The organism is Kribbella sp. NPDC050241 (genome assembly GCF_044459685.1).
Taxonomy (GTDB): domain Bacteria; phylum Actinomycetota; class Actinomycetes; order Propionibacteriales; family Kribbellaceae; genus Kribbella.
Window position 1 is genome coordinate 280,099 of record NZ_JBITJE010000008.1, and the last position, 16,298, is coordinate 296,396.

General features: G+C 68.1%; 15 protein-coding genes. 6 read left to right on the forward strand and 9 right to left on the reverse strand.

What is annotated here, in order from left to right:
- The first annotated feature begins 132 nt into the window (after window positions 1-132).
- The 3 genes from ACIBG5_RS32250 to ACIBG5_RS32260 all read left to right on the forward strand — a co-directional run bounded on the left by ACIBG5_RS32250 (window position 133) and on the right by ACIBG5_RS32260 (window position 2,235).
- Window positions 133-396, forward strand: a complete 264-nt coding sequence (locus tag ACIBG5_RS32250; RefSeq protein ID WP_396395286.1) for a hypothetical protein — start codon at window positions 133-135, stop codon at window positions 394-396.
- A 174-nt stretch (window positions 397-570) separates the two neighbouring features.
- Entirely contained in the window at window positions 571-1,341 is a 771-nt protein-coding gene (locus ACIBG5_RS32255; protein ID WP_396395288.1) for a phytanoyl-CoA dioxygenase family protein, read from the forward strand.
- Between the two features lie 27 nt (window positions 1,342-1,368).
- Window positions 1,369-2,235 carry an AraC family transcriptional regulator gene (locus ACIBG5_RS32260; RefSeq protein ID WP_396395289.1) on the forward strand — a complete coding sequence of 289 codons (867 nt, stop codon included), beginning with the start codon at window positions 1,369-1,371 and terminating at the stop codon, window positions 2,233-2,235.
- On the opposite strand, the gene ACIBG5_RS32265 is transcribed toward ACIBG5_RS32260, so the two are convergent.
- Genes ACIBG5_RS32265 through ACIBG5_RS32305 form a run of 9 tightly spaced genes read right to left on the reverse strand, consistent with a single transcriptional unit; the run spans window position 2,228 to window position 12,201 of the window.
- Window positions 2,228-4,597 carry a glycoside hydrolase family 2 protein gene (locus tag ACIBG5_RS32265; RefSeq protein WP_396395290.1) on the reverse strand — a complete coding sequence of 790 codons (2,370 nt, stop codon included), beginning with the start codon at window positions 4,595-4,597 and terminating at the stop codon, window positions 2,228-2,230. The genes ACIBG5_RS32260 and ACIBG5_RS32265 overlap by 8 nt on opposite strands.
- Complete coding sequence (locus tag ACIBG5_RS32270) at window positions 4,594-5,631, reverse strand: LacI family DNA-binding transcriptional regulator (RefSeq protein WP_396395291.1); 1,038 nt, start codon at window positions 5,629-5,631, stop codon at window positions 4,594-4,596. Before ACIBG5_RS32270 ends, ACIBG5_RS32265 begins: the two co-directional genes overlap by 4 nt.
- Entirely contained in the window at window positions 5,628-6,713 is a 1,086-nt protein-coding gene (locus tag ACIBG5_RS32275; RefSeq protein WP_396395292.1) for a Gfo/Idh/MocA family protein, read from the reverse strand. The genes ACIBG5_RS32270 and ACIBG5_RS32275 overlap by 4 nt, the downstream gene beginning before the upstream one ends.
- The gene (locus ACIBG5_RS32280) at window positions 6,706-7,566 is read right to left on the reverse strand and encodes an amidohydrolase family protein (RefSeq protein WP_396395293.1); all 861 of its coding nucleotides are present in this window, start codon (window positions 7,564-7,566) and stop codon (window positions 6,706-6,708) included. The genes ACIBG5_RS32275 and ACIBG5_RS32280 overlap by 8 nt, the downstream gene beginning before the upstream one ends.
- Entirely contained in the window at window positions 7,563-8,066 is a 504-nt protein-coding gene (locus ACIBG5_RS32285) for a VOC family protein (protein ID WP_396395294.1), read from the reverse strand. The genes ACIBG5_RS32280 and ACIBG5_RS32285 overlap by 4 nt, the downstream gene beginning before the upstream one ends.
- An 8-nt stretch (window positions 8,067-8,074) precedes the next feature.
- Window positions 8,075-9,079 carry an alpha-ketoacid dehydrogenase subunit beta gene (locus ACIBG5_RS32290; protein ID WP_396395295.1) on the reverse strand — a complete coding sequence of 335 codons (1,005 nt, stop codon included), beginning with the start codon at window positions 9,077-9,079 and terminating at the stop codon, window positions 8,075-8,077.
- Entirely contained in the window at window positions 9,072-10,022 is a 951-nt protein-coding gene (locus ACIBG5_RS32295; protein WP_396395296.1) for a thiamine pyrophosphate-dependent dehydrogenase E1 component subunit alpha, read from the reverse strand. The genes ACIBG5_RS32290 and ACIBG5_RS32295 overlap by 8 nt, the downstream gene beginning before the upstream one ends.
- On the reverse strand, window positions 10,019-11,407 hold the full coding sequence (locus ACIBG5_RS32300; RefSeq protein WP_396395297.1) for a lyase family protein: 1,389 nt from the start codon (window positions 11,405-11,407) through the stop codon (window positions 10,019-10,021). Before ACIBG5_RS32300 ends, ACIBG5_RS32295 begins: the two co-directional genes overlap by 4 nt.
- The gene (locus tag ACIBG5_RS32305; RefSeq protein WP_396395298.1) at window positions 11,407-12,201 is read right to left on the reverse strand and encodes an SDR family NAD(P)-dependent oxidoreductase; all 795 of its coding nucleotides are present in this window, start codon (window positions 12,199-12,201) and stop codon (window positions 11,407-11,409) included. Before ACIBG5_RS32305 ends, ACIBG5_RS32300 begins: the two co-directional genes overlap by 1 nt.
- Before the next feature lie 310 nt (window positions 12,202-12,511).
- Here ACIBG5_RS32305 and ACIBG5_RS32310 point away from each other — a divergent pair, with 310 nt between their 5' ends.
- From ACIBG5_RS32310 to ACIBG5_RS32320, 3 genes are read left to right on the forward strand one after another with little or no spacing between them, the layout of a single operon-like run.
- Window positions 12,512-14,299 carry an extracellular solute-binding protein gene (locus tag ACIBG5_RS32310; protein WP_396395299.1) on the forward strand — a complete coding sequence of 596 codons (1,788 nt, stop codon included), beginning with the start codon at window positions 12,512-12,514 and terminating at the stop codon, window positions 14,297-14,299.
- A 23-nt stretch (window positions 14,300-14,322) separates the two neighbouring features.
- A complete protein-coding gene (locus tag ACIBG5_RS32315) occupies window positions 14,323-15,219 on the forward strand; it encodes a carbohydrate ABC transporter permease (RefSeq protein WP_396395300.1) in 897 nt (298 codons plus the stop codon).
- Window positions 15,220-15,222: 3 nt separating this feature from the next.
- Complete coding sequence (locus tag ACIBG5_RS32320; RefSeq protein WP_396395301.1) at window positions 15,223-16,203, forward strand: ABC transporter permease; 981 nt, start codon at window positions 15,223-15,225, stop codon at window positions 16,201-16,203.
- Window positions 16,204-16,298: the final 95 nt, after the last annotated feature.

Consider the following 16,298-nt stretch of genomic DNA (forward strand, 5'->3'; position numbering starts at 1 on the left):
ACCTGCGACGCTACGCCGCCGCCGTGCCGGGTGCCATACGCGACAGCGCGTATTCCGGGCCGCCGGCCGCCATACCTAGCGTCGAAACGAGTCCGGGATCCGAACCGGGCACCCTTCATGAGGAGGATGGTCATGAACTACGCACGCACAGCAATCTCAGTCGCAGCGCTCGCTGTCAGCGCCATCGCACTCGGTGCGTCCACCGCGGCCGCAACTCACCCCGCCGAAAATGGCACAGTCACTTTCCACGACCCTCCGCCACCCAAGACCGTCGAGGTTTCGGTCGACGACACCACCTCTGAAGCTGTCCAGGTCGGTGCCTCCGCCCTCGGCGGTGCCGGCCTCGCGCTCGGTGCAGTCCTGATCTACCGACGCCGTCAGGTCCTGAACCGGTAGGCAGAGCCGGAAGTGGCGGCGCCGCAGTGCGCAGTCAGGGATGTCTGTCCATCGAACATCGCTGTCCGGGCAGGCGCTTTGAGGCGCTCGAACAGTCGGCCTACCTTCGATGCGACGAAGGCCGGGTGTGTCTGCCCGGCGTACCTGCTCCGATGACTGAGGAGGCCGGACGAGATGCTGGACACGACCGTGCGCTATGTCACCGAGGACCAGCTCACCAGCTATCACGAGGACGGGTACTTGCTGGTCAAGGGTCTGCTCGAGCCGGAAGAGGCCGCGATGTACCGCGCTGAGCAGCACGCCTTGGCGCGGCGGCTGGCGTCGCCGGATACGGCTGATCCGACCTGGGGGTCGGCCCGGGAGCTCACCGACGCACCGACCACGCTGTCGGGCTGGCATGACGTGCAGTTCTACTCGGCGGCCTTCAGCCGGCTGATCACCGACGACCGGTTGACGGGCGTGGCAGCGGCCCTGATGGGTACGCCGAATGTCCAGCTGCATCACACCAAGGTGTTCATCAAGCCTCCCGAGAACGGGTCGCCGTTCCCGATGCACCAGGATCACCCGTTCTTCCCGCACAGCAAGCACTCCGTGCTCGCCGCGATCGTGCACCTCGACGACGCGCCGGAGGAAAGGGGCTGCGTGCGGGTGGTGCCTGGCAGTCACAAGCTCGGCCCGCTCGAACATCTCCAGGACGGTCTGCCGCACCTGGCGGCGGATCGGTTCCCGATCGAGGCGGCGGTTCCGGTCGAGGCCGAGGCCGGCGACGTGCTCTTCTTCGGGTACCTGACGGTGCACGGGTCGGGGGTCAACGTCAGCTCCGAAGCACGGACGACGCTGCTGGTGCAGATGCGCGATCCACAGGACAAGCCGACCGAGGACCTGCATCCGTCGCGGGGACAGGGGATGATGTTGCGGGGGATCGACCCGGACGCGCGAGCCTGACCGCGCCTCGGCTTTGCTGGAGGAGATTTGGCCACGGCGGACCCGTTCACAGAGCTCGACCGGCTGGCGCTCAGCGTGGCGCCGGCCGGCCAGCCGGCGGAGATGCTCGCCTGGGGCGACGTCCCGCCGGTCCCGTGGCGCAACGAGCCGCACGTGCATTCCTACTTCGAGGTCTGCTACGCCTACGCCGGCGAAGGTGTGTTCACCGTGGCCGACGAGCAGCTGACCGTCTCGGAGGGCGAGTTGTTCGTCGCACGGCCGGGGGAGCCGCACCAGATCGTGTCGTCGACACGGCAGCCGCTCGGCCTGCGGTTCTGGGGGTTCAGTGTCGATGGCAGCGCCCATCGGGACTTGTTCACGGAGTTCCGCGAGTCGGACGTCCGGATCGCGCCGGCGACACCGGACGTTCCGCGGTTGCTGGACCTGCTGGCGGCCGAGGCCGGTACGCCGCAACCGGCGACGTACGAGCTCCTGCGGATTCTCACCGAGGCACTGCTGGTGGCATCGGCGCGGAGGCTGGTCCACAGCGGAGGCCGACCGGTCGCACTGGACGGCCGAGGTGGTCACCACAGCGCGCAGCGGATGGCTCGGTTCATCGACGACAACCTCGGCCGGCCGATCGGCGTCGGCGACGTCGCGGCCGAGGTTCATCTGTCCGAGCGGCATGCCGCCAGGTTGTTCCTTGCCGCGCACGGACGGCCGATTCGTGCGTACGTACGAGAGCGACGGCTGGAGCGGGCGGCCGAGCTGCTGGCCGGCCGCGCGCACAGCATCAAGGAGGTGGCCCACCTTTGCGGCTACCCGGATGTCCGCTACTTCACGACGGCTTTCAGATTCTGGGCGGGCCTGACGCCAGGCGCCTTCCGCGACACCGGCGGAACGGTGTTCACCTGAGATCGTTCAGGCATCTCAGCACAGGTCGGGTGGTCAGCTCCGCGGCTTCCAGCGGCCGGTCGCTGCGGATCGTGAACGAGGCCGTCTCACCCGGGAGCAGGTTGACCATCGCGGTGTCCACCGAGGCCGACGGGTCGAGCCGGTCCGGGAACAGCGTGAGGTCGCGCAGCACGGTGCGGGCGGTGACGACGACCCGGGTGCCGTCCGGTGCCGATTCCACCACGGCGTCGTAACCGGCCTTCGGATAGGCGATGTCCCGGTCGGAGACGTACGTCCACCACACCCGGCCGGCCACCAGCAGCTCGGTGCGCTCGTCACCGGGGGTGGCGACATCGGCCGGCAGTTCCAGCGTCAGCGCTGAAGTCGCTGGAGCGTCGATCTCGAGCCGGACGGCCGCGAGCTCGGTGCCGTCGAGCGCGATACGCCGTACGACGATCTCCTCCTGCCACGTGTCGATGCCGTCATTGACGGCGATCAGCGCCACTGTGTCGCCTCGTGGCTGGAAGGTGAGGAGCCGGGGTGCATAGGAATGGCGCAGCGCGTACCACAGCAGCTTGTGCCGGCCTTCGCCGTCGATGGCGGCCCACGACACCACCGGCCAGCAGTCGTTGAGCTGCCAGACGACGGTGCCCATGCAGCGGCCGCGGTGCGATCGGAAGTGCTCGAGGCCCAGGCTGATCGCTCTGGCCTGGTTGAGCTGCGCGAGGTAGTGCCAGTCGTCCTCGTCGCGGTGCGGCGGCAGGTAGGCCTCCAGCGCGGCCGCGATCTTGGCGTCTCCGTCGGCCGCCTTCTGGTGGTAACCGTGCTGCATGGTGGACCAGTTCGCCGGACCCTGGAACCCGAATTCCGCAACGAACCGCGGCACCGAGGCGCGGTATCCGGCGTAGTCCGGGTCCTTCCACCAGACGTCCCACTGGTGCGTGCTCCCGTGGCCGGGCTCGTTGGGGTAGATGTCCGGGTCACCGGCGTACGGGCTGCCCGGCCAGTACGGCCTCGTCGGGTCCAGCTCGGCGACTGTTTTCGGCAGCAGATCGAAGTAGTAGCCGGCGCCCCAGGTCCGGTCGGCCAGCTGCTCGCGCCAGCCCCATTCGTGAAATCCCCACACGCACTCGTTGTTCCCTGTCCAGGTGACCAGGCTCGGATGCGACGCCAGCCGGACCACCTGCTCGCGTGCCTCGGCGGCGACCTCCCCGTGCAACGGCTCTTCCTCGGAGTACGCCGCGCAGGCGAAGAGGAAGTCCTGGCCGACCAGGAGCCCGAGCTCGTCTGCGACGTCGTAGAAATCGTCGGACTCGTAGATCCCGCCACCCCACACGCGCAGGTAGTTCACGCCGGCCTCACAGGCCTGGCGCAGTCGGTGCTCGTACCGCTCGCGGGTCAGTCGGGACGGGAAACAGTCGTCGGGGATCCAGTTCACACCCTTGACGAACACCGGGAGGTCGTTCACCACAAGCGTGTACGCCGACCCGTCCTCATCTGGTGTCGTGTCGAGCACCACCGACCGGAATCCGATCCGGCGTTGCCACCGGTCCAGCGTTCGGCCGTCGCTCGTCGCCAGCGTCACCTCGAGGTCGTACAACGGTTGGTCGCCGTATCCCCGCGGCCACCAGATGGCGGGATCCGGCACGGTCAAACCGGCCTCTACGTGCGGGGTACCCGGCGCGACCGCAACCTGCACCGCAACGCCGCCCACCGTGGCGGTGAGCAGCAGCGGCTCGTGGCCGGCCCAGGCGACGTCCGCCCGGACCTCGACCTGCCCGTTGCGACTGACCAGCGGACGCACGGTGTCCAGCCGGGCCACCGACCACGAATGCAGCGCGATCGGGCGCCAGATGCCACTCGTGACCAGCGCCGGTCCCCAGTCCCAGCCGAAGTTGCAGGCCATCTTGCGAATCTGGTTGTACGGCTTGTCGTACCCGTGCGGAAGGTCCGGGAAGCCGTGGGCGTAGCGCAGCGGCGACGCGAAATCGACGGTCAGGCTGTTGTCGCCGGAACGCAGGAAGTCGCGGACGTCGAAGCGGTGACTGCGGTGCATGTTCGCCGCCTGGCCGATCTCGACATCGTTCAGGATCACCGTCGCGACGGTGTCCAGGCCGTCGCAGACCAGGTCGACACGGTCGTCGCCCTCGTCGGTCCAGCTGAACGTCGTGCGGTACGACCAATCGCTCTCGCCGATCCAGCCGAGCTTTGCCTCGTTGTCGCCGTGGTACGGGTCCGGGATCAGGCCCGCGGCCAGCAGGTCGGTGTGGACGCAGCCGGGCACGGTGGCCGGGACTCGCCGGCCGGCGACGTTCGTGGGCACGGCGGAGCCATTGCCTACGGCAAGGGACCAGCCCTGGTCGATCGGTCGGCGTCGGGTCATCGTCTGCTCCTCGGTGGGGCGGTGGACTCGCGGACGATCAGCTCGATGGGATCGCTCACGACCTCACGGATCTCCGCGGACGGGCTCTCGTTCAGCAGCAGTTCGACCGCGCGGGCACCCAAGAGCTGCAACGGCATCCGCACGGTCGTGAGCGGCGGCACCAGGCTGGCCGCGAGGTCGAGGTCGTGGACAGCGATCACCGATACCTGGTCGGGTACGGCGACCGACATCTGGTACGCCGCGTGCAGAGCACCGACCGCCGATGCCACCGTGCCGACGAACACCGCGGTCGGCGGTGACGGAGAGCGGAGCAGTTGCCGCATCGCCTCGGCCCCGCCCGCCACGCTGTACTCCGCCGCGACGACGAGGTCCTGGTCGGGACTCAGCCCGGCCCGGCGCAGCGCGGCGACGTAACCGTTGCGGCGGCGGCGCGCGGTGTCGACGCCGCGAGGGCCGGCGATGTGCGCGATCCGCTCGTGGCCCAGTCCGACCAGATGGGTGACCGCCAGCGCCGCCGCCTTCTGGTCGTCCAACGCGACATAGCGGCGCTTGCCGGCACCGGCCTGGTTGAGCAGCAGCCACGGCAACCCGACCCGGTCGAGCTCGGTCTGGGTCTGGGTGGACATCGCATCGGTCACCAGCGCCAGGCCGTCGACACGGCCGTGGCCGAGCAGTTCGAGATAGCTGTCCGGCGTCATCCCTGCGCCGCGCACCGAACCGGTGACCAGGACGCCACCGACCTTCGCAGCGGCCTGTTCGGCTCCCATGATGATCTCGGCGTACACCGGGTTGGCGAAGTCCGGGATGAGCAGGCCGAGGGTCTGGGTGCGCGCCGTGCGCAGGCTCCGAGCGGCAGCGTGCGGCCGGTACTCGAGCATGGCGATGGCGTCGAGGACGCGCTGCCGGGTGCTGTCGCGGATGGTCAACCGTGGGTCGTCGTTCACCAGCCGGGACACCACCGACCGGTCGACCTTCGCCAGCGCGGCGACGTCCGCGATGGTGCTTCGGCGTCGTTTGGGCCCTGAGGTACTCATACCGGGTCCAGGTGCTGTGCCTGGCCGGTGTCGATCGACCGGTACAAGGCCTCGACGAGCGCGAGTGTGCGCAGGTTGTCCTGGGCGGCGGTCGGTGCCTGCTGTCCGGTGGCGATCCATGCGAGCAGACCCGCCATCGGGCCGGCGAACGCGTCGGGCACCCACCGGGTGGATACCGGGTAGTGCAGCCAGCCGTCAGTTGGCAGCACGGCGCTGTGCAGCCGCAGGGTGTCCGGCCGCCCGTGCGGATAGTCGTACATCAGGCCGAGGGTGCCGTGTACGGCGCCACGGGTTCCGTTGATCCGAAACTCGGCCCGCTGGTCGGCGCTGAGATTGTTGTGGTTGGCATGCACCACGGCGCGCCGCTCGCCGGTGAAGACCAGCGTGCTGATGGTGTGAGTCTCACCGCGCGTCTTCTGCTCAGGCACTCGTGAAGCGGTGGCGAAGACCCTGAGCGGGTCGCCGAGGATGGAGCGCACCGCGTCCAGGTAGTGGATCGAGTGATAGGTGATCTCCAGCCGGTCGGAGTCGACCAACCATCCCCAGCCGGAGAAGTCGGTCGCCACGTCGACGGTGAACGCGATCGTGGTGACCTCGCCGATCCAGCCGGCGGCGACGATCTCGCGGGCGACCGCGATGCCCTCGTCCCAGCGCAACTGCTGGTTGACCGCCATCCGCACGCCGGCAGCCTCGGCGTCACCAGCGAGCCGCCGGGCGGTGGCCAGGTCGGGGGCGAGGGGCTTCTGGCACAGCAGATGCTTGCCAGCGGCAACTGCGGCGGTGGCGACGGACGGCTGTGCGGTGGGAACGACGGCGATGTCGACCACCTCGACGTCCGGGTCGGCGAGCAGGTCGTCGAGACAGGCGTAGACGTGCGGCAGTTCGTGGCGGGTCGCGACCTCGCGGGCCTGCGCCGCGTCAAGGTCGTAGATGCCGCGGATGTCCAGGCCGTGCGCCCGGTACGCCGGTAGGTGCGCGACGTCGACGATCTCGCCGGCGCCGACGACCGCGATCGGGCGGCGGTGGGCGTCGGGGATCCGGATTCGTACCTGATCGGCGATCCCCGCCAGCTGCTCAAGCATCGGAATCACCCAGACCCCGGATGCGGTAGAACTCGGTCGCGGTGCCGCCGAGGATCCGCGCACGCTCGGCCGGAGCCAGTGTCTCCAGCAGCCGCTGAGTCTCGGCCCACACCTTCGGGTAGCCCCCGGCGAGCACGCTGACCGGCCAGTCGCCGCCGTACATCATTCGGTCCGGGCCGAACAGGTCAAGGCTGTACTCGACGTACGGGCGGAGGTCGTCGGCGGTCCAGGTCGACCAGTCGGCCGCGGTATTGAGGCCGGACAGCTTGACGTAGACGTTCGGGTTCTCGGCGGCCGCACGCAGCAGACCGGCCCACGGCTCCCAGCCCTGATCGGCGATCGGCGGCTTGGCCAGATGATCGATGACCATCCGCAGTCCTGGATGCCGCTCGGACACATACGGCACGTGCTCGAGATGGCGAGGCAGGACCGCAACGACGTCGAACGTCATATCGCGCTGCGTCAACAGCGCCAGGCCCTCCTGGACCTCGGCACGCTGCAGCCAATCCGGGTCGGGATCCTCGTGGATCAGGTGACGGATGCCGACGATGCGCGGATCGCCCGCGTAGAGGTCGAGTGCCGCGGCCGCCTCGTCAGGACGGTCGAGTGGTACCCACCCCACGATCGCCGCGATGACAGGCCAGCGGTCCGCGACCTCGATCATGTACTCCGTGTCGGCGAACGAATCCATCGATTGCACGATCACCGTGTGATCGACACCGGCTTGGTCGAGTCGGTCCTCGAGATCCGGCTCCTCCCAGGTCCGGTGGATCACGCCGTGATCGGGGGTGAGCCACGGGTAGTCGACCCGGTCGAGATTCCAGAAGTGCTGGTGTGCGTCGATGACGGTCATGGGCCTGCGTTCTCCTGTCGGCCGGTCCGGAGCGGTTGCCGCTCCGGCGGCTGGACCAGTTCCAGCGTATGGTCGTCGGGATCGAGGAAGTAGCAGGTGGCGCCGCCGGTGTTGACTCCCGCGGTGATCCGGGCGGGCGGCCCGACGAATCTGACTCCGTGCACGCAGAGCCGGGTGTAGGTCGCGTCGATGTCGCCGACCGTGAAGGCCAAGTGCGCCGTACCGGGGTCGCAGCGCCGGGCCGGACTGGCGGAGCCGCGGGGGCTGAGGTACTGCACGAGCTCGATGTCATGGCTGCTCGCCGCCGGTTGTGGCCGGTTCGGCAGGGCCAGTTGCGCGACGAGGAGGTGCGCGTCGTCGAAGCCTACGAGCTGGGAGATGTACGGACTGCGGCTCTCCTGCCGGTGCACCAGCCGCAACCCGAGCAGGTCGCGGTAGAACACGATCGACCGCTCGATGTCGGCGACGTGCAGTCCGGCGTGCCAGATCCCTTGCATCATGAATGACCTCAGCGAGTGCCGGCGACCGGCGACGAGACGGCGGCTCGTAGGTCGGAGGCGATGCTGTCGGCGGACGGGACGAGCGCGGTGGCCAGCGAGGGCGCGGCCGGCAGCCGGGTGTCCGGAGTGGCGATCCGTACCGGTGGCGCCAGCAGCGGTACGCCGGCCTCTGCCACCCGCGCGACGATCTCCGCACCGAACCCTCCGGTCCGGTTGGCCTCGTGGACGACGGCCAGGCGTCCGGTCCGGGACACGCTGTCCAGGACCGCCTCGATGTCGAGCGGATTCAGCCAGACCATCTCCAGAACGTCGGTGTCGATGCCGTCGGCATCGAGCGCCTCGGCGGCTCTGAGAACTCGGTGCGTCATCGCGCCCCAGGTCACGACGGTCATGCCGGTGCCGGTACGTCGCTGGGCCGACCACCCCATCCGTCGCGGGCTGGTGCGTAGCTCGACCGGTTCCTTACGCCCTGCGTACAGAGTGCGGTTCTCGACGACGATCACCGGGTCGTCGGCCGTGGCGGCGGCGATGAGTGCGTCGTACGCGTCCTGTGGCGTGCTCGGCATCGCGACCCGCAGGCCAGGCGTGTGCAGGAAGAACGCTTCCAGGCATTGGGAGTGTTGTGCGCAAGCACCCGGCGCGTTGCCCTGCTGGGTGCGTACGACGATCGGCGCCGGCGCGGAGCCGCGGGACACGTACCGCGCGTTCGCGGCCTGATTCACCAGCTGGTCCAGGGCGACGAGCGCGAAGTCGGCCCACATGATCTCCACGATCGGCCGGCAGCCCATGAGCGCGGATCCCACCGCACTGCCGAGGATCGCCGACTCGCTGATCGGCGTGTCGAAGACCCGGCCAGGACCGAAGGACTGTCGCAACCCGCGGGTCACACCGAACACACCACCGGGCTCGGCGACGTCCTCGCCGTACACGAGCACGCGTGGATCGCTGTCGAGGAGATGCCGGAGTGCGGCATTGACGGCCCCGCCGTACGTGAGCTGTGCGATCTCAGGCATAGAGGTGCTCCCGTGCGGTCGAAGCATCGGCTGGTGGTGCGGCGAGCGCCGCGTCGGCCGCTGCGGCCATCTCGGCGTACGCCTGGTCCCTGATGTCGTCCAGCTCCGCGACGGTCAGGCCTGTTGCCGCTCCCAACCGGACGATCGGCTCTGTACGGCGGGCCGCCTCGATCTCGCCGGGTGGACGGTACTCCTGGGCGTCGCCGATGTAGTGGCCGACGAGTCGTTGCGTCATCAACTCGAGCAATGCCGGACCTTCGCCGGCGCGGGCCCGCTCGGCCGCGTCGGCGACGGCCGTCCGGACGGCCGCCGGATCGTTGCCGTCGACACGGTGTCCGGTGAATCCGTACGCCGCCGCGCGCCGCCACAGTTCCGGCTCGCCGACCATCGCGGCGATCGGCGTCAGCTCGGAGTAGCCGTTGTTCTCGCAGACGAACAGGACCGGCAATCGCAACGCCGCCGCCATGTTCATCCCCTCGTGCACTGCGCCCTGGTTCATCGCGCCGTCACCGAACACGGCGACAGCCAGGCGATCGTCACCGCGGACCCGAGCCGCGAGGGCGGCGCCGACAGCGATCGGCACGCCGGCGCCGACGATCGAGTTCTCGCCGTGGAACCCGTACTCGGGCGCAGTGAAGTACGCAGAGCCGCCGCGGCCCCCGTTCACGCCAGTGCTGCGGCCGAGCAGCTCTGCGAACATCTCCTCAGCCGGCACTCCGCGGGCCATGGCCCAGCCATGCCCACGGTAGGTGGCGAACAGCGCGTCATCAGGCCTGAGCTCGGTGCAGGTCCCGACCGGCCCCGCCTCCTGACCGATGCACAGGTGCACCGAGCCGACGATCGCGTCCGCGAGCCGAAGTTCACGCACCTTCTCCTCGAAGGCCCGGATCCGCCACATCGCCCGCAGATCCGCGAGCCGCACCACCAGCTCCGGGTCGCTCATACGCCCTCCCTTGTGATCAGTTCCTTGCGGGTCTGCTGCCAGTCGGTGACCGCGGCCACGCAGATCGCGGCAGCTTCACCCAGATACGACTCGGGTGCAATGTCGAGGGGACCGACGCCGGCGCGCTGCTCGGGTGTCAGCAGAGCCTGGAACTCGGTGGCGAGGTCCGTGCCGCCGGCGCGGGCCTGCTTGGCAGCCTGGTAGGCCAGGTCGAACGCGCCCGCGCGGCCGAGGACGTCGGTCAGCTGCATCATCACAGCCTCACTCATCAGCAAGCCGCCGTCGCGGGCGAGGTTGCCGGCCATAGCCTCCGGGAAGACCTGGATGGTTGCCGCGGTGTCAGCCGTGAGCCGTACGGCGGAGGCGCAACTTGCCAGCGTGAGTGGCACGGCATGCCACTCCACCTGCCACTCGCCTGCGCTGCGCTCGTGACCGGCCTCCATCGCGCGGAGCATGCTGGTCGCGGTCGATCCCGCGGTGATCCCGAAGCCGATGATGGCCTCGCAGATGATCGGGTTGGCCTTCTGCGGCATGGTGGAGGAGGCGCCCCGGTGGTGCCCGTCGCGCTCACGCACTTCGGCGATCTCGGACCGGGACAGGTCGACGATCTCGCGCGCGAAGCGCACGCAGGTCGCCGCGGCCGCGGAACACGTCAAGCAGAAGCGTGCCAGCCGATCCCGGCTCACGTGCCACGGCACGTCGACCGGAGTCAGGCCGAGCCGGCCCGCCAGGGCGTGCCGGACCTGGGCGGCCTGCTCGCCGAGTGCGGCATTCGTGCCGCCGGCTCCGAACAGAGAGACCGCGACGGCCTCGCGCCGAGCCTGGTCGATGTCGCGCGTGTGCCGGGTGACCTCGGCCAGAAACACCGCGAGCTTCGCGCCGAAGGTGGTCGGGACGGCTTGCTGGCCGTGGGTTCGTGCGGCCATCACTGTCCCCGCATGCTCCTCGGTCTGCCGGGCGAGCGCATCGCCGAGATCCGTCAGCAGCCCGAGCAGGCGGCGCGCGGTGCGGTCCAGTTGCAGGGACAGGCCGGTGTCCATGATGTCCTGGGTGGTGGCGCCGTAGTGGACCCGGCCGGCGGGCCCGGCCGGCAGGTTCGCGGCGATCATCCGGACCAGTGGGTGAATCGGATAGCCGACTATGCGGGCCTGGATCCACAGGCTGTCCAGGTCGATGTTGTCCAGCGTGCACACGCCGGCGATCTGATCGGCGTCGGACCGCGCGATGACTCCGGCGTCGGCCTGCGACTGTGCCAGTGCGGCCTCGACGTCGAGCCAAGCCTGCACCGCCGCGTCCTCGCTCCAGATCCCGGCCGTGACGGTGTCGGCGTGCAGCGTGTCGAGCAGGTTGAACCAGCCGACGCGGCTTCCGGATGTCTCGTTCATCAGTCCATCTCCAAGCCGCCGTCGACGTTGAGCGCCTGGCCGGTCACGAACGAGGCCAGGTCACTCAGCAGAAAGGCGACCACGTTCGCGACTTCCTTGGGTGTGCCCGTGCGGGCCAACGGTGTGCTGCGTCGCACTTCGTCCAGCCAGCGCTCTCCGGCCCCGACGCCGAAGTGGGCATCCCGATCGCGCATGATCGCGTCCCACATCGCGGTGCGGACGACGCCCGGGCAGACCGCGTTGCAGCGCACCCGGGGTGCGTACGCCAGCGCTGCCGACTTGGTCATCGACAACAGGCCGGCCTTCGACGCGGCGTAGTGAGGCGCGTCCGGACGGCCGGACCGGGCCGCCACCGAAGCGATCGTGACGATCGCACCACCGGTCTCGCGCATCGCGGTTGCCGCTGCCTGGGTGACCAGGAACGTCGAGGTGAGGTTGACCGCGAGGATGCGCTCCCAATCCGCTGCGACGACCTCCGCGAACGGCGTCGTCCGCATGATGCCCGCGCAGTTCACCAGGCCGTCGAGTCCGCCGAGCGTGGCAGCCGCATGTCCGGCCAGCGCACTCGCCTCGGCGGTGTTGGACAGATCTGCCGGCAGGGCGGTGACCTTCCCACTGCCGGCCAGTCCACCGGCCAGCTGGTCCAGGTCATCGGTGCCGATATCGCTGAGAGCGAGCTGCGCCCCGCCCTCGCTCAGCAGCCGTGCGACCGCCGAGCCGATCCCCCCGGCCGCGCCGGTGACGAGGATCCGCCGTCCCTCGAGGTTGCGAACCATGCCTACCAGCCATCCCATCGCGTGGCGGTGACCGCGTCCCGCGTCCGTCGGCGAAACATCGGTCAATCGGTTGACGAGCACTGTAGACGAGCCGAACGGCGGCCGACAAGGCGTCCAAACCCGGCTGATTTGCTTGCATTTGACGTATTGACAGTGTAGATGCCGGTCACTAGCGTCTGGCCTCACGCACGAATTGATCAACCGGTTGACTAGAACTCCCAGACAAGTACGTCGACGCCCCGCGACGTCTTGCCGGATCGATCCGTAGCTGTCCCTGAGCCGCCTACCAAGTCCCCCTGAGGACGCACAGAACCATGAGGAGACAGTCATGCCGACCGACCGTGAGACGAACGATCTGGTCCGCCGGGTCGCACGGGGTGAGATGTCCCGGCGAGCCTTCGTGACGCGCGCCGTCGCGCTCGGATTGTCGGCCACCGGCATCGCATCGGTGCTGGCGGCCTGTAGCGGTGGTGACGACGCCACGGGCTCGTCGTTGTCCGGTGCGGTGAAGGGCCCGGCGACGACACCACGCGCCGACGTGCTCTATCCCGACGGGTACGTCGGGCCGATCGCCTCGACCAAGAGCAAGGTCACGACCGATCCGGTGACGCTGAAGGTGGTCGTGCCGGCCGACCCGCTGGTCGGTGACTGGAGCAAGAACCCGTTCACCACCTGGCTCGAACAGCGCACGGGTGTCCACATCGAGTGGCAGACGGTCACCGCCGAGGACACGATCACCAAGGTCAACGCGATGATCGCGGCCAACGAGCTCCCGGACATCTTCATGTCCATCGGCTTCACGCCGGCCCAGGAGCTGCTCTACGGATCGCAGGGTCTGTTCCAGCCGCTGAACAACTACATCGACGACTACGGCGTCGAGCTGCAGCGAGTGCTGAAGGAATATCCCGACGCCAAGTCGCTGATCACCTCGACCGACAAGAACATCTACTCGCTGCCGAACCTGAACGACTGCTTCCACTGCTCCGCCGGCGCCGACCGGACCTGGATCTTCAAGCCCTGGCTGGACAAACTCGGGCTGAAGATGCCGCAGACGCTCGACGAGTTCGAGCAGGTCCTGCAGGCATTCAAGTCCGGGGACCCGAACGGCGACGGCAAGACGGGCGACGAGGTCCCGTTCATGGGCTACTCGTGGGAGGGCATGGACACCTATTTCATGGGCGCGTTCATGTACAACCCGGGCACCCCGTGGCTGGTGCTGAACGACGGCAATGTCGACGTGACCTTCGACAAGCCGCAGTGGCGCGAGGGTCTGAAGTACATGAACAAGCTGGCCAAGCAGGGCCTGCTGCCGAAGGTGAGCTTCACCCAGGACGAGGACGCGCTGAAGCGGCTCGGCAACAAGGCCGGCGCACCGGTGCTGGGCTCGGTGCGGGCCTTCTACCAGGGCTCGTTCGTCAACATCGAGGACAAGGGCGCGAACGCCCGTTGGCGCTCCTACGAGACGGTCCCGCAGCTGGCCGGACCGGACGGCACCCGGGTGGCGGCATGGAACTACTACGGTGCGGTCACCACCGGGACCATGGTGATCACGAAAGCCTGCAAACACCCGGAGATCGCGTTCATGTGGGCCGACGCCCAGTACGAGCTCGAGGCCGTCCTGCGGTCGACCTCCGGGGTGCTCGGCCAGGACTGGAACTGGGCGAAGAAGGGCGAGATCGGGCTGAGTGGCAAGCAGGCGATCTGGACGTCGACGAGCGACTACGGCTCGTCCAAGCTCGACGGCAAGACCTGGAACCAGAAGAGCGTCCAGTACCGCTCGACCGACTTCCGGATGGCGCAGACGGTGGACCAGAAGAATCCGCCGTTCGAGAAGCCGCTGCACGAGTTCACCGCACGCGACTACTACGCCTACAAGCAGGACAAGGGGCTCCAGTTGCCGCCGCTCGGTCTGTCCGAGGACCAGGCAGCGCAGGCTGGTGAGATGTCCACCACGATCAACAACTATGTCTCGCAGATGGTGGCCAAGTTCAGCCTCGGCGACGTCGATGTCAACGACGACAAGCAGTGGGACGGCTACCTCGCGACGCTGGACAAGATGGGCCTGAAGAACTACCTGGCCATCCAGCAGGACGCGTACCAGAAGAAGTACAAGTAATCGGCGGAACTGGGGGCGACTCGATGGCAGCAGCGGCGGAGCGCGACAGCGGGCCGGACCGGCTCTTCACAGTGGCGAACTACCTGGTCCTCGGTGTCTTTCTGCTGATGGTTCTGTACCCGTTGACGTACATCGTCAGCGCGTCCCTGAGCGATCCGCAGGCGGTGGCCGCCGGCAAGGTCTGGCTGTGGCCGGTGAACTTCGACCTCGACGGTTACAAGGTGATCTTCGAGTACAAGTCGATCGCGCGGGGATTCGCGAACTCGATCTTCTACGCGGTCGCCGGGGCGGTGTTCAGTGTCGTCGTCACACTGCTCGCGGCGTACCCGTTGTCGCGCCGCGACCTGTACGGTCGCGGCCTGATCACGGCGTACTTCGTGTTCCCGATGCTGTTCAGTGGCGGCATGATCCCGACGTACCTGGTCGTTCAGCAGACTCACCTGCTGAACACCCGGTGGGCCCTGATCGTGCCGACCGCGCTGGGGATCTGGAACGTCATCATCACCCGCACGTACTTCCAGATGACGATCCCGGACGAGCTGCTCGAGGCGGCGCGGGTCGACGGCTGCGACGATTTCAGGTTCTTCCTCCGGGTCGTCCTGCCGTTGTCCAAGCCGATCATCGCGGTCAACGCACTGCTGTACGCCGTCGGCCAGTGGAACCAGTTCTTCAACGCACTGATCTACCTGACCGACGACCAGTTGTTCCCGCTCCAACTGGTACTGCGGCAGATCCTGGTCCAGAACACCGTCGATCCGAGCCAGCTGAGTGACCCGACGGCGCTCGCTCGTCAGGAGCATCTGCGCGACCTGGTGAAGTACAGCCTGATCGTGGTCAGCAGCCTGCCGCCGTTGCTCGCGTATCCGTTCGTGCAGAAGTACTTCGTCAAGGGCCTGATGATCGGGTCGCTGAAGGGCTGACTGATGACCACTGTGCTGTCGTCGCGTCGCGACCAGAAGGCGGACAGCGCCGCGGCCCCGCCCCGGCCGCGCCGGCGGGTCCGCGTGCTGCGCGAGCTCAAGCGCTGCTGGCAGCTGTACGTCATGCTCGCGGTGCCGATGCTGTTGCTTGCCATCTACAACTACTGGCCGATGTACGGCGTCCAGATCGCGTTCCGCGACTACAACGTCGTCGACGGGATCACCGGCAGTCCGTGGGCCGGCCTCAAGTACTTCCAGCGGTTCGTGGAGTCGTACCAGTTCTGGCCAGTGGTGAAGAACACGATCGTGCTCAACCTCTACGAGTTGGTGGCCACGTTCCCGTTGCCCATCGTGCTCGCGATCGGGCTGAACTACGTACGGCGGCGGTGGTTCGGCCGAACCGTGCAGATGGTCACCTACGCCCCGCACTTCATCTCCACCGTGATCGTCGTCGGGATGGTGTTCGTGCTCGCGGACCCGAACACCGGACTGCTCAACGGCCTCCTGCACCTGGTCGGCCTGGGCCCGATCGATGTGACGTCGCCGGGCTGGTTCCGGCACGTGTACGTGTGGTCCGGCGCGTGGCAGAGCGTGGGGTTCTCGGCGGTGGTCTACCTCGCCGCGCTGAGCGGGATCGATCCGCAGTTGTACGAGGCGGCCGTCATCGACGGCGCGTCGAAGCTGCGCCGGATCTGGCACATCGACCTCCCCGGCATCGCGCCGGTGGCGGTCATCCTGTTCGTCCTCACCATGGGGTCGATGTTCACGCTCGGGTTCGAGAAGGTCCTGTTGCTGCAGAACCCGTTGAACTTCGGCGTGTCAGAGGTCATCGACACGTATGTCTACAAGGTGGGTCTGGCGTCCGACATCCCGCAGTACTCCTATGCGACGGCGATCGGGCTGTTCAAATCCATCCTCGCCCTCGTGCTCATGCTGTCGGCCAACAAGATCGCCCGGAGGACGTCAGGCTGGAGCCTGTGGTGACGCACGCCTGCCGGTAGGTCCAGTACTCACCGAAGTCCGCCCATTCTTCGTGAGGTTGTCATGCTCAGAAAGCTCATCACGTCTGCATCCGTCTT

What these genes read in the sequence shown, in the direction of transcription:
- ACIBG5_RS32315 (WP_396395300.1), top strand. Translation starts at nt 14,323, where the DNA reads ATGGCAGCAGCGGCGGAGCGCGACAGCGGGCCGGACCGGCTCTTCACA.
- ACIBG5_RS32295 (WP_396395296.1), bottom strand. Translation starts at nt 10,022, where the DNA reads ATGAGCGACCCGGAGCTGGTGGTGCGGCTCGCGGATCTGCGGGCGATG.
- ACIBG5_RS32320 (WP_396395301.1), top strand. Translation starts at nt 15,223, where the DNA reads ATGACCACTGTGCTGTCGTCGCGTCGCGACCAGAAGGCGGACAGCGCC.
- ACIBG5_RS32300 (WP_396395297.1), bottom strand. Translation starts at nt 11,407, where the DNA reads ATGAACGAGACATCCGGAAGCCGCGTCGGCTGGTTCAACCTGCTCGAC.
- ACIBG5_RS32270 (WP_396395291.1), bottom strand. Translation starts at nt 5,631, where the DNA reads ATGAGTACCTCAGGGCCCAAACGACGCCGAAGCACCATCGCGGACGTC.
- ACIBG5_RS32280 (WP_396395293.1), bottom strand. Translation starts at nt 7,566, where the DNA reads ATGACCGTCATCGACGCACACCAGCACTTCTGGAATCTCGACCGGGTC.
- ACIBG5_RS32250 (WP_396395286.1), top strand. Translation starts at nt 133, where the DNA reads ATGAACTACGCACGCACAGCAATCTCAGTCGCAGCGCTCGCTGTCAGC.
- ACIBG5_RS32265 (WP_396395290.1), bottom strand. Translation starts at nt 4,597, where the DNA reads ATGACCCGACGCCGACCGATCGACCAGGGCTGGTCCCTTGCCGTAGGC.
- ACIBG5_RS32275 (WP_396395292.1), bottom strand. Translation starts at nt 6,713, where the DNA reads ATGCTTGAGCAGCTGGCGGGGATCGCCGATCAGGTACGAATCCGGATC.
- ACIBG5_RS32290 (WP_396395295.1), bottom strand. Translation starts at nt 9,079, where the DNA reads ATGCCTGAGATCGCACAGCTCACGTACGGCGGGGCCGTCAATGCCGCA.
- ACIBG5_RS32255 (WP_396395288.1), top strand. Translation starts at nt 571, where the DNA reads ATGCTGGACACGACCGTGCGCTATGTCACCGAGGACCAGCTCACCAGC.
- ACIBG5_RS32285 (WP_396395294.1), bottom strand. Translation starts at nt 8,066, where the DNA reads ATGATGCAAGGGATCTGGCACGCCGGACTGCACGTCGCCGACATCGAG.
- ACIBG5_RS32305 (WP_396395298.1), bottom strand. Translation starts at nt 12,201, where the DNA reads ATGGGATGGCTGGTAGGCATGGTTCGCAACCTCGAGGGACGGCGGATC.
- ACIBG5_RS32310 (WP_396395299.1), top strand. Translation starts at nt 12,512, where the DNA reads ATGCCGACCGACCGTGAGACGAACGATCTGGTCCGCCGGGTCGCACGG.